The following is a 12,388-nucleotide window of genomic DNA, read 5'->3' as shown; positions in this document are numbered from 1 at the left end:
ACTCCTGTACCCATTCCGAACACAGCAGATAAGCCTGTCCACGTTCCGTACTGTACTTAAGTGCGCGAGCCTTTGGGAACTTCGGATCGCTGCTATGCTCACTCTATGATCTAAATACTGATTCTTACAAATACTAATTTTCTACTAGTTGATACTGTACTTTTTATCTGATCATGTTCTTCGGCAGCAGTAATGAATCTTTGTTTCTGTTTTTTATGTTGTATAACCAATAGTATAAAGACAGATACAATTCAATCATTAGTATATCCTGCTTTGTATAGGGGTGACAGAGTGAAAGAATACGATCTGATAATTGTTGGCACGGGTTCCGGAATGAACTATATCGGACCAATGATGGATGCCAACCCGGAAATTAAGGTTGCAGTCATCGATAAGGATGAACCCGGAGGTATCTGTCTCACAAGAGGCTGCATACCCTCAAAGATCCTTTTATATCCTGCTGAACTGGTAACTGAGATCCATAAAGCTCAACATTTCGGTATCGACGTTCAGATCAAAAGCATCGATTTCAGCAAGATAATGGAGCGCATGCGCACCAGGATCTCTTCTGACATAAGGTCCATAGAAGAAAATCTGCGGGCTAACCCACGCATCGATTATTATAAAAGCACTGCCGAGTTCATCGGGCCATACACTCTGAAAGCAGGAGAAGAAGTTCTCAAAGGAAAGATGATCTTCTTATGTACAGGTTCAAGACCATCTATCCCACCTGTCAAAGGGCTTAATGATGCAGATTATCTCACAAGCGATAATGTGCTTCGTATCTCTGAACTGCCAAAAAACCTGGCTATCATAGGCGGTGGTTACATTGCAGCAGAGTATGGGCATTTCTTCTCAGCAATGGGTTCCAAAGTTACTATCATTGGTCGCAACCCATATTTCCTTCCTCAGGCAGAACCCGAGATCTCAGTACTTGCAAAGCGTATGATGTCAGAACGCATGGAAATAGTTACAGATCATGAAGTATTGGAAGTCAGGCAGGTTCCGGAAGGTAAGGAGGTTCTTCTGAAGCACAGAGAAACAGGTGAAGAGAAACAGATAGTTGCATCGGATATTCTTGTAGCCACAGGCAGAGAATCCAATTCAGATCTCCTCAAACCTGAAAAAGGAGGAATTGAAGTAGATAATATGGGCTGGATCAAAGTGGATGAACATCTTGAAAGTTCCCAAAAGAATGTATGGGTAATAGGCGATGCTACAGGCAAACACCTCTTCAAACATGTGGCAAATCACGAATCCACCATAGTTTACTACAATGCCGTTCTTGGACGTAAAGCAACTGTGGATTTCCATGCTGTGCCCAGTGCTGTGTTCTCAGAACCTGAGATCGCCAGTGTGGGAATGTCAGAAAAAGAATCTGTATCCCAATATGGAGAAGACAATATACTCATCGGTTTTTACAGATTCCAGGATACAGGCAAAGGCCTTGCTATGGACCTTGAAGATGAGTTTGTGAAAGTTATCCTTGAGAAGGGAACGGACAAGATACTCGGAGCCCATATTATCGGACCTCATGCCTCAATACTGATCCATGAGATCATTCCTGCAATGTATACTTCCGATCAGAGTGCTTTACCTATCATGTATTCTATGGACATCCACCCTTCTCTCAGTGAGGTCGTAAAAAGAGCTTTTTACTCAAAGATGCCTACAAATGAATATCATATGATACTTAAGGCTTTGAACCTGGAATGAAATGATGTGTTTATTCTAACTTCTATCTTTTTTAAGTCAGCTACAAAACTTCTAACAAATCATACTTGTTCTTTTTTGATTAATCTTTTACTTACTTTCTTTCTGGTATCTCCTATGCACAGTGTTTTTCAAAGTGTTAAATCATATGTATAGCAAATTTGCTTTATTAGCTCAATTAAACTCTTATTTTGACATTATTTTACAAACGCAGCCATGTCGCCACCTTTTTATCAAGTCATCTCCTTTTCCTATATAGGGATGGGCTCATTTTAGCATAGTTCCATTCATTAAAAGGAGGCAAAAAATGCAATCTTTCATAGTTGAACATTACCTGCAAAAAGATGTAGATGTATATTGTGGCGGGCCAGATACCTTCCAGGGAACAGTGGAAGCCTGCGCCGATGGTGTCCTTACCCTTAAGAAAGAAACCAGATTCACCCACATAGCCATTGATAAGATCATTGCCATCTGGGCCAAGTAAGGATCTTTCTTAGATCCTTTACATTATTTCTTCTCTATTCATTCGGATATGTTCTTTGCTTTGTGTCTATGACCAGCGGAATGGCCTATTAGCAAAGAACAGATACTTGGTAGGAAGGCTGTTCTTCTTGAATGTGCTATTTCCCTTTTCTTCGCGCTGACAGGTGATATTTCTTGCCTCTTTGGTTGTAGATCTCACAACAAGAGGTATGAATAATATCTTTCAGGCAATGTTAAATAGGTACATAAAATGTGGATAGAAAAGGGATATTTCCCTTTTCATCGTTTTACTTTACTTTTTACCATTGATCAGGTCTACAGCTTGCTGGGGGATGTACACTTTTCCCTTGCCATCGTTGGCTTTTGGAGAGTAGATAACTATTCCATCAAGTTTGTGTTCAACTCCTTTGGAGTCGATCAGTACATCCTTGTTTATCGGCAGCTTATAGGCCCCGATCTTAAGAACCAGGTTCTTGGAATCTGTCTTGTCCAGTACATAATTGTCAGGGAATGCTTCGTCCACATCGACAAAGAGCTTATCGCTTGTCTTGTCCAGGCTAAAGCTAAATTCTTCAGCGATGTAAGTAGCTATCTCGGTGTTGTCCACACGCCCTGCAAGGTTTCCAGGTCCATACGCCCACAGAGGCACATCCTCTCCACAGTGACCACCAGTTGTCCATCCGATAATGGTATGTTTATTGTTGATCATATTTTTCAAAGTATCAAAGTTACCACTTGCGACAATTTCGTCTATCTCATTTTGTGCCAGGTCGATTCCCATCCAACTCAATACTTCCTCATGGACTTCGGAAGCATCTGTCATGTCCTCTATCTGGCTTTCAAGATAAGCGTACGTACATTCCATGTCCTTTAGTGGGTCTACAAGATCTTCCACTGTGGTCTTTGTGTATGAAGGATCATAATTGCTTCCAAGTGTCATTCCACCGGTATTGTGGTCAGGGAAGACAATTACCAAGGTATTTCCATCCTTTTTTGCAAAGTCAACAGCAACTCCCACTGCTTCATCAAAAGCAAGGAAATCAGTTACCATATAGATTGGGTCGTTAGCATGTCCTGCCCAGTCAACCTGGCTGCCTTCCACCATGAGGAAGAATCCGTCTTTATCCTTGGAGAGAAGTTCAATGGCTTTCCCGGTCATGTTAGCTATATGTGGTTGGTCAGGTGCTGTATACTGACGGTCTATCTCAGGTGACATAGCCGTTCCTGCAAACATCCCCCATGTTTTACCTGAATTAAGGGACATCATCTCATCTTCTGTTTCAACGAACTGGTATCCTCTGTCCATGAGCACTTTAGTGAGGTTCTCTCCATCCTGGCGGCTGATGCTGAGGAAATCTTTACCTCCGGCAAAGACCACGTCAATTTCCTGATAGACCATCTGCTCGATTATGTCATCATACAGTTTTCTGGATTCCACGTGGGAAGCAAATGCAGCAGGTGTTGCATGTGGGATCTCAGAGGTTGCAACAAGTCCGGTTGCTTTGCCCTTGAGTTTTGCTCCTTCAAGGACAGTTGCAAGAGGAACATATGGTTCAGCCACAGTTGTCGGATCTATGATGCTTAAAAGAGTTGCTGGGTTTGGGCCTACGCTTAATGCTCCGTCAGAAGTCTTATATCCTGTTGAAAAGGCTGTTGCTGCAGAAGCAGAGTCTGTGATCAGTGAATCGCTCATGTAAGTAGAAACCATTCCTGCACCCATACTGTCCAGCTGCAGTTCTTCTCCACTGTACCAGCGTGCCATGGTCTGGACACTTTGTGAGCATCCATCCGGGACCATAACTATAATATTCTTTATTTTTTTGTTATTATATTTAGTATCCTGTATTTCCTTTGTACTTTCTTCTGTCTTTTGTGTTTCCTTACCTGATACCGCAGATGCTGCACTTCCGATAAGTAACAGTCCTACGATAGCAAGTATCATTAAAAGGTTGATTTTTTCCCTAGCCATCTTTTTCTCCTGTGAATTAGTTTCACGGATGAGATTAAATGGCCCCATGCATTTGAATTTTGTACAAATAGAATATATGTGGAAAAGTATTCTATGTTCTGGTTATATGTCTATATATCTCTATTTTCAAAAATTCACGCTGCACATCTATATGTGTAAATATATGATACTCAGTGACATGGTATTTCCACATATTGTTGAGGAGATCATTTTCTGTTTTTGCTTATATTGCTGTAATACATGCACTCTTCCCTTGAGAACAGTGGCATGTCAATGGAACCTTCGATCATCTTTACAGGTGCTCCCCTTATAATTACAGCAGGTATACTCTCTCCTGCTTCTCCCATCATCAGTTGTGCAGCAGATACCATATTGTCGGCAACTGCTTTACGGGTTATCTTCAGTTCCTTGCCGAATAGATCAAGTGACCCTCTTGCATCTTCTACGGGTTCCAATCCTGAAGTTCCAAGTGCTATGCCCACGCATCCAAGTCTTAAAGGCTGGGTGCGGCTATCACCTATAATGACTCCTATATGACATGAACAGGCCTTTTCAAGTCCTTCTCTTATGGAGGCTGCACTTTTTTGAGGGTCCTTTGGCAGGAGCACTACACATCCTTCAGGTGCATTCGAGCTATCTATTCCAGCATTCGGTGAAAGCGTTCCTCTTGTAATGGTCAATGCTGCCCCTGGAACGCCTCCGAATATCTCATCGCATTCCTCTATTATCAGCTGCATCTCTCTGGGGTCAAGCTGGTACTTTTGAGCTAGTTCACAAGCTTCTGCAGTGAGTTCAATGTCAGTTAAACGTACCACACGTCCTTCAGCGGTAGCTACGGCAGATTCTGCCAGCACGACCACATCGCCATTCTGCAATTGTGTTCCCTGTTCTTTTAGGGATTCCACAAGTATCTTAATTATATCTTCACCAGGTCTTATGATGGGTGTCCTGATGCCTAACAACTGCATTGGTTCTTTATAGCCCGAAGGTTCGTGTTCATTGCTCATTATATTTTCTTCCTAGTTCGATACTGACATATTTAATATTTCTTTGCTATCTATGTGTTGTCCAACAGGCATCAAATGTATGCCTCTGCACATGTTTTTCAACTCACGGGTAAGCTGAACAGCGATCTTCATTCCTTCTTGCACAGGTTCTTCTGCATTTTCCATTCTGGTGATGAGTTCATCAGGAATCCTTATTCCTGGAATGCTGGTGTTCATGAACCTTGCCATCTTTGCAGATCTAAGCGGTATGACCCCGGCTATAATAGGTACATCAATATCACTTATCTTTTCCAGAAAGCATGCAAATTCTTCTGCATCATACACTGCCTGGGTCTGGATAAAGTCCAGGCCCATGCTTACCTTCTTTCGAAGTTTGATATGCTGCATAGTTTGTGTGGGATCCGTATTGGAGACGGCGCCCACTACAAAATCAGGGGCATGTTCCAGTCTGTTATCAGACAGATCGTATCCTTCTTTCAGTTTTCTAACAACTTCCAGCAATTGTACCGAATCAAGATCAAATACAGGCTTTGCATCAGGGTGGTCCCCTTTGGTGGTATGGTCTCCTGTCATTACGCATATATTCTGTATTCCCAAGGCCCATGCCCCAAGCAGGTCCGATTGAAGGGCCAGTCTGTTGCGGTCTCTGCACGTGATCTGTAAAATGACCTCATGTCCTGCATCCTTTAACAGCTTTCCAACGGCCAGAGGGCTCATGCGCATGACAGCCCGCTGATTATCTGTCACGTTGAAAGCACCTACATGTTGCTTTAATTGTTCTGCATCTGATAGGAAAGACGAAGTTTCAACACCTTTTGGGGGTGTGATCTCTGTAGTGATAATGAATCTATGGGATTGGAGCTTCTCGCGAAAAGTGACTACCATCGAGCACCTATATGCGGCTTTTACTTTTAAACTCATCGAAAATGATTCTTTTTATTCACATATGCTGCAATAAGGATTTAAACTAAAGTAAATTTAGGATTCGCTAAAAGAAACCTTTGAGGGCTTAATATTCGGAAGCCCTCACATCATTGTATCTAAATTTTTCAGAGCCCTGCTCTTTCAACTATCACGTCTGCCACCTGTTTTGCACTGGTGAAAGGGAAATCGCTTGTTTTGAGCAATGTTCCTGCTTCACCTGCTGTAACCTTTACATTGCCAGACTGACAGGTGGTGTCAGCACCTGCAGGAAAGGCTGCTAGCAGTTCCTCAGGCGTCTTGAGAGGGAAATTTGCGTTCTTAAGTGCTCCACTGATTTGTGCGTGTATTTCTTCTTTCACTGACATTTTTTTGTCACCACCTTCCAATACGCTAGTTATAATTATATACTTAATCGGCATTATTATGTACAAAATACGATTACTACAGAATAATAACCTTGTATCAGCACAAGTGCATGGATGGCAAGTAGCTTCAGGGAAGGTTGCTATGGAGAAGATACACAACTCACTGCGACAATGTAAGGAACTGGAAGAGCTGAAAAATGAGATCGTTTTAATGCGCAGTGATTTTAACAGATTTCTGGAAGGCTCTGGGAGGTATATTGTGGAGCAAACCACCTCACAGTTAAGAAGCAGCTTCTCTAAGGCACTTATTGATTATATCAGGAAGGATACCAATGACAGGCTGGAACAACATATGGTGCATGACTGCAAGATGTATGGAGGCTGTAAGCAGAAATTCGAGGAGCTTCTAAGTGAAACATCTTATTTGCTGAGTCAGGAAAGTGTAAGCAAGGACATAGTAGACCAATATTGGCAGAAGATTGATCAGTTACGCAAAATCACCGGCCAGCCTATGTGCGGCCAATGTTTCACGGAAGTCTCAAGGCTCTATGACAGCCAGATAGAGGCCATGCGTTCATTACAGATATACGAACGACAGAAAGGTGATCATAAATTGGAGGAAATACCTATCGAAGTGGTGGATTCCATCTGCGAACCACTTGCCAACAAGCAGCGTCTTCTCATCCTTAAAGCCCTTGCAGGCAGCCCACGGGGTTTTTCGGAACTCTCACAGATAACCACTTTAAGAGGTGGTAATTTGCTCTTTCATCTACAGAAATTGCTGGATTCAAAGATGATCCTTCAGCACAGTGAAAGAACCGATTACCAGATAACTCGCAAGGGTTATACTACTCTGGAAGCTCTTTTAAGCATTTACTCCAGTCTAAAAGATGCCTGAAAAAATAAAAAAGGCAAATTCATCACAAAGGCCTGACGGTCACCAGTTCCCCTTCCTCTACCGCTGAAAGGATGCTTTCTGCAACTGTTGAATCCTCTCTTACTTTGATATCTCCATGACGACCCACGGTAGCACTGAACAGGAACTCATCCCCTGCATAGACTTCAACATCTTGTGCTGCAAGTTCGGGAATGTTCAATATAACATGTTTTTTAGTTTTCTCGATGATGGGCCGGAACTCCTTCTTAGGAGGCTTTTCTTTTCCTTCTCCGGATTCGAACTTGCGCACATCTATGTGGATGCCCAGAATGTTCTCGATGTTATCGATCACATTCCCACCTTTTCCAATGACTCTCGGCAGGTCATTTTCAAGCACCTGTACGAAAGCCTTGTGATCTGATATCATCTCGACTTGCACTGGTCCGGTAGCATACCGTTCTATTACTTCTTTCACTTCTCCCTCTGCGAGCTTCCAGGAAGGCTTCTTAACTTCAAGGCCAACAGGCATCACCACTACCTGGTCTCCGTAAGTGTAGATCTCATACTCGGTTCTCCCACTTTCCATATCAGTTACTATGATCACAGGCCTTGCCAGATCAGCTTCGGTCATTCCGGACGGGACCTTCACGGTGAATTCCAATACCTGTACTTTAGAGATCTCACCTTTATCGATGAAGATTACCGTATCCACTACCTGGGGTATGACTCCCAGCTCCACCCGGCCAATGAGTCTTTGTATGGCGTCCACGGCTCTGTTGGCATGTATGACACCTATCATGCCCACGCCCGCCAGTCTCATATCGGCAAAGACATGAAAATCACTGGTCTTTCTCACTTCATCATATATCGTATAGTCAGGCCTGACCAGCAGGAGGATATCCGCCGTTTTTTCCATACTGCCATCCAGAGGAGCATATTGTGTGATCTCTTTTGGCACCTGGAGATCCCGCGGAGCTTCCATGGTCTTAACTACATATCCAAGCTCATGCAAGTATACTGCAATTCCCGCAGCAAATGTGGATTTTCCGGCTCCCGGAGGGCCAGCTATGAGGATTCCCCGTTGTTCTTTAATGCGCTCTTTAAGCACTGCGCTCAGACGGTATTTATCAAGGGACACTTTTGCTACCGGCCGGACAGCAGTGATCTCCACTTCGTCCGAGAATGGCGGATTGGCAATAGCTATTCGCATATTGCCTATCTGCAGCACTGATGCTCCATTGAAGTCCAGTTCCATGAAGGAAGCAGGATCGCTGCGCGCCCGCTCTATGAGTTCCCTTGAAATGTATTTAAGCTCTCCATAAGTGCATGGTTCTTCCCGGATACATACGAACTCCACGGCAGCTACACTTCCCCTTTTAGCCATGGGGGATACTCCATTTTTCAGATGTACTGACATAGTGTCTTCTGTGAAGAACTGTTCGATCCTAAGAGGGCCATACTCAATAAAGCGAGGGACTATAAAATCAACATCTAATCCTTTTGCTATTGCAACCTGTGACTGCACTCTGTCAGCAGTCACGAACATAGCATTATTTTCCTGAGCAGTTTCTCTTATTAGCGCATCTATCTCTCCGCCGCCGGCAAGTTTCACTTCATCAAGATTTGGCCGCCTGCCGGCAAAAACAAGCTCTATGGTCCCCTGAGTCGCAAGTTTGCGTAGCTCTTGTAGTTCTTCCAATCCTTTAAAGCCTATCTCAAGACCGCGGTTAGCCTGAGCTTCGAGTTCTGCAACCACTGCTTCAGGAACGATCACCTGAATTCCTGCATACTCACCGCTCTTTACCCGCGAAGATATAGCACCATCAATTATAGCACTCGTATCACTGGCAATACGGGTTATGCTTTGACCCTCTCTCTTCATAAGAAGATATTACTAATCATCTCTATATAATTCAATTGCAGGCCGGCTAGTATACTTCATCCGGTTCGAACACTTTATCTCCTACTACCTCACCTTCTATTGTACGATAGAAACATGATCTGTATCCGGTGTGACATGCCCCTCCTTCTTGCACTATAAGCATCAGGATAGCATCCATGTCACAGTCAATGCGCATTTCCAATACTTTTTGCAGGTGGTTTGAACTTTCTCCTTTCTTCCAGAGTTTCTGGCGGCTGCGGCTCCAGTAGTGTGCATATCCTGTTTCAATTGTCTTTTGCAAGGCTTCTTTGTTCATATAGGCGCACATAAGTACTTCTTTTGTTTCAGCATCCTGTGCAATGGCCTGAACCAGACCATTCTCATATTTCAGGTCGTTAAGGTCGATCATTTCTTTCCACCAACTTTTTATATTAATATTCATATATTATATCTCTGATCAGATAGTATCTCAGTTTGCACTAACATATTTGCATCTATCGCTCATGGGTGAGAGTTAATGGATTACAGTTTTGATGGCTCCGGAGGTTATCGAGTTCCCACTGGTGTGGCAGGTCTCGATGTACAGTTAGGCGGCGGCGTTCCGCCAGGAACAACTATCCTGCTCCTTGCAGAACCCGGAGCAGGCATGGAGGTCTTTGCACATCAGTTTGCATATGGAGGACTTTTAAATCATGAAAATGTCTTTTATTTTTCGTCTGAACATCCTATATCAGAGGTAATGTCAGGCATGGATTATTTTAACTGGGATATAAGAAAACATCTGGAAGAAGAAAAATTCGATTTCATAGATGCTTATTCCCCACGTTTTTACAATGTGCTTCCAAAGCAGCTGGTCTCTGATCTATCAGCAAAGGATTTTCTCAAAAGGGGAACTGATTCTCTTAACCTGCTCAAGGGCACAGCGACGGAGGCTCGTACCAATAAGTACAGGGGTGTAGTAGACTCTATCTCTTATTTCCTGCGTTCCTATGAGCTCAATAACGTATTAAATGTCATAGAGATCATCTCCTCTATGGGTAAGGCAACTGGTGCTGTCCATCTGCTTTTAATGACAAGTGGCATGCATGAACCCATCGTTGAGAACAATATGAAGCATATATGTGATGGTGTCATAGAGTTCAGGATGAAAGAGCGTGGAAGCGAAGTAGAACATTCCATCCTTCTTAGAAAAATGCGGGGTATGATCGTACCCAACAGGACCATTTCTTATGTCATTACCAATAAAGGCGTAGAGCTTGAAACAACAACAAGGGTACTGTGATGTGCAGTGCCCATAGAAACATATTTCAGTACATCTGTCCTTATTCCAATGATAAATTATGAAGCAAGAGCTTTTGCGTATCTTGAGGGATGTTTTCAGATCAGCGGGTTACAGCGTTAATGAGTCTTCCAGATATGATCTCGTTGCCGAGAAAGACGGTTATAAAACTGTGATCAAATTCGGCTCAGATCCGGATATGTCTGATCTTAAATTCTTTGCTGACCAGGTGCTGGAAGGTATCGGCCTTTATGTTTCTACTACGGATGTAGATCCGGATGTCAAACTCTATGGAGAAGACCTTGGGCTTATAATCTGGAATAGGGATGAAGTAGCTATGCACATTGGAAGAGCCGTGCTTGCAGATATTGAAGGAACTGCAAGTGGGCTTGAACTCGTAAGGGCACCTTCAGCATATTCTAATGTTCATTCTTGTTTAAGTGAAACATCTGAAACTCGACCTTTATCTGAAGTTTTCAGGGGAACAGTTGTGTCAGCCAGGGAAAGTGCTGCTCCTTCTCATCATTCTGCAATATCTGCATCTCCTTTTGCTCAAGTTATCGTTACTGAACATGCCATTGATCCCGTGCATCTGGAACTTCAGGCTGCTTCTCTGAAGCTTACCAGGGACCGGGCTGCAGCACTGGGTAAGCCACATGTGCAAACTGTGCAGGCTCTTGTCCTTAAACTCGTCCCCTTCTGGAGATATTCTTATTCTCTTAAGGTCGAAAAGAAATATAGGTCCAAGATCATCGATATTTCCGGTGAGGGTGTGGGTTATCTCAATGCATTGAACGGCAGCATCAGTAACATTGCTATCAGTGAGGTAAGAGATGTACTGGAACTTCCGGATAACGACTACGAGCTTAAGAGTCAGATCATAACCCATACACAGGCCAAGGATTCAATTCTCAATATGCTGATAGATGAGCATACAAAAGACCTGCGTTTTGATGATACTAAGGGTGAAGCTATAATTTCGGAGCACAAAAGGTTCAAGCCCGCTGTCGAAGATATTAATCTGATGGTAGATATGGTCTATGTGCCCATATGGGAGGTCAAAGGCCCTCGGAACTCCGTGGAACTGAATGCACATACCGGCGAAGTCCTCACTCATCCTGTAGATGACGATGTGGAATTTATGTAGTCATAAATGTTCGTAATCATACGAATATCTTTTTATACCAAAACTACATATAAAGGTATAACTGTTTAGTCCCTAGGTACTGATAGTAATTAGATCAATGAAGAGTGAAAGACATGGTAGAGATAACAGTAAAGGCGGCATCAGAGATCAAGTCACTGCTTGAATCTGAGAATAAGACAGACCATGCCCTTAGAGTGTTCGTTGCAGGCATGAGCTGCTGTGGTGTGCAATACGGTATGTCCCTTGATAATGAATTTGGGGAAGATGATGTTACTGTGGACAGTCAGGGTATCAAGATAGTTCTGAACAAGAACGATGCAGATGGCCTGTCCGGGGCAACTATAGATTTCGTTGATGGCCCTAACGGCAGCGGATTTATCATTGACAATCCAAAGACAGCTGGCGGCTGCGGTCCATGTGGCGGCGGATGCCACTAATTTCTTTCTATTTTGATCATTACTGAGGTTTATTGAGGTGGTCACATGTTTCCGGGCGTAGGCGGTAGAGGGATGAACCCTGCCAAAATGAAACAGATGATGAAGCAGATGGGGATCAGCATCGATGAGATACCCAATGTAGAGCAGGTGATCATCCGGACACCGGATGTGGATATCGTTTTCAATGATGCCAATGTTACAGTTATGAATGCTCAGGGAGCTGATACCTACCAGGTTGTAGGCACGCCGGAAAAAGTACCACGTAAGCTGGAGATCCCGGATGATGATGTGAGGCTTGTGGCCGA

General features: G+C 43.4%; 13 protein-coding genes and 1 rRNA gene. 8 read left to right on the top strand and 6 right to left on the bottom strand.

Annotation, left to right across the window (positions count from 1 at the left end; genetic code table 11):
• The 3 genes from rrf to AB7U21_RS06925 form a co-directional block, all read left to right on the top strand.
• Nucleotides 1-98: ribosomal RNA gene (rrf, locus tag AB7U21_RS06935) — 5S ribosomal RNA — on the top strand; the annotation flags it as partial.
• 193 nt (nucleotides 99-291) lie between these two features.
• On the top strand, nucleotides 292-1,716 hold the full coding sequence (locus AB7U21_RS06930) for a dihydrolipoyl dehydrogenase (protein WP_333787983.1): 1,425 nt from the start codon (nucleotides 292-294) through the stop codon (nucleotides 1,714-1,716).
• Between the two features lie 304 nt (nucleotides 1,717-2,020).
• Complete coding sequence (locus AB7U21_RS06925; protein WP_292352780.1) at nucleotides 2,021-2,197, top strand: MM0924 family protein; 177 nt, start codon at nucleotides 2,021-2,023, stop codon at nucleotides 2,195-2,197.
• Between the two features lie 291 nt (nucleotides 2,198-2,488).
• Here the strand turns inward: AB7U21_RS06925 and AB7U21_RS06920 are convergent, their stop codons facing one another.
• From AB7U21_RS06920 to AB7U21_RS06905, 4 genes are all read right to left on the bottom strand, one after another.
• The gene (locus AB7U21_RS06920) at nucleotides 2,489-4,165 is read right to left on the bottom strand and encodes an alkaline phosphatase (protein WP_333787984.1); all 1,677 of its coding nucleotides are present in this window, start codon (nucleotides 4,163-4,165) and stop codon (nucleotides 2,489-2,491) included.
• Between the two features lie 206 nt (nucleotides 4,166-4,371).
• Nucleotides 4,372-5,172, bottom strand: coding sequence for a coenzyme F420-0:L-glutamate ligase (gene cofE, locus AB7U21_RS06915; protein ID WP_428387906.1), 801 nt, complete (start codon nucleotides 5,170-5,172; stop codon nucleotides 4,372-4,374).
• Nucleotides 5,173-5,184: 12 nt separating this feature from the next.
• Entirely contained in the window at nucleotides 5,185-6,057 is an 873-nt protein-coding gene (locus AB7U21_RS06910) for a methylenetetrahydrofolate reductase (RefSeq protein ID WP_428387904.1), read from the bottom strand.
• A gap of 164 nt (nucleotides 6,058-6,221) precedes the next feature.
• Complete coding sequence (locus tag AB7U21_RS06905; RefSeq protein WP_428387902.1) at nucleotides 6,222-6,461, bottom strand: MTH865 family protein; 240 nt, start codon at nucleotides 6,459-6,461, stop codon at nucleotides 6,222-6,224.
• Nucleotides 6,462-6,519: 58 nt separating this feature from the next.
• Here AB7U21_RS06905 and AB7U21_RS06900 point away from each other — a divergent pair, with 58 nt between their 5' ends.
• Complete coding sequence (locus tag AB7U21_RS06900) at nucleotides 6,520-7,359, top strand: winged helix-turn-helix domain-containing protein (RefSeq protein WP_428387900.1); 840 nt, start codon at nucleotides 6,520-6,522, stop codon at nucleotides 7,357-7,359.
• A gap of 22 nt (nucleotides 7,360-7,381) precedes the next feature.
• Here the strand turns inward: AB7U21_RS06900 and AB7U21_RS06895 are convergent, their stop codons facing one another.
• Nucleotides 7,382-9,220 (bottom strand): PINc/VapC family ATPase, encoded by a 1,839-nt coding sequence (locus tag AB7U21_RS06895; protein ID WP_428387898.1) that lies wholly within the window; start codon nucleotides 9,218-9,220, stop codon nucleotides 7,382-7,384.
• A 46-nt stretch (nucleotides 9,221-9,266) separates the two neighbouring features.
• Nucleotides 9,267-9,629 (bottom strand): phosphoribosyl-AMP cyclohydrolase, encoded by a 363-nt coding sequence (gene hisI / locus AB7U21_RS06890; protein WP_333787990.1) that lies wholly within the window; start codon nucleotides 9,627-9,629, stop codon nucleotides 9,267-9,269.
• Nucleotides 9,630-9,737: 108 nt separating this feature from the next.
• On the opposite strand from hisI, the gene AB7U21_RS06885 reads away from it, so the two are divergent.
• From AB7U21_RS06885 to AB7U21_RS06870, 4 genes are all read left to right on the top strand, one after another.
• Nucleotides 9,738-10,502, top strand: a complete 765-nt coding sequence (locus AB7U21_RS06885) for an RAD55 family ATPase (protein WP_333787991.1) — start codon at nucleotides 9,738-9,740, stop codon at nucleotides 10,500-10,502.
• Between the two features lie 58 nt (nucleotides 10,503-10,560).
• Complete coding sequence (locus tag AB7U21_RS06880) at nucleotides 10,561-11,646, top strand: hypothetical protein (protein ID WP_428387895.1); 1,086 nt, start codon at nucleotides 10,561-10,563, stop codon at nucleotides 11,644-11,646.
• 113 nt (nucleotides 11,647-11,759) lie between these two features.
• On the top strand, nucleotides 11,760-12,083 hold the full coding sequence (locus AB7U21_RS06875; RefSeq protein WP_292352770.1) for a HesB/IscA family protein: 324 nt from the start codon (nucleotides 11,760-11,762) through the stop codon (nucleotides 12,081-12,083).
• A gap of 45 nt (nucleotides 12,084-12,128) precedes the next feature.
• Nucleotides 12,129-12,388 (top strand): nascent polypeptide-associated complex protein (locus AB7U21_RS06870; protein ID WP_428387893.1); only part of this gene is annotated, 260 nt, incomplete at its 3' end.

The organism is Methanomethylovorans sp. (assembly GCF_050177135.1).
Taxonomy (GTDB): Archaea; Halobacteriota; Methanosarcinia; order Methanosarcinales; family Methanosarcinaceae; genus Methanomethylovorans.
This window is presented reverse-complemented; position numbering and strand designations above follow the sequence as displayed.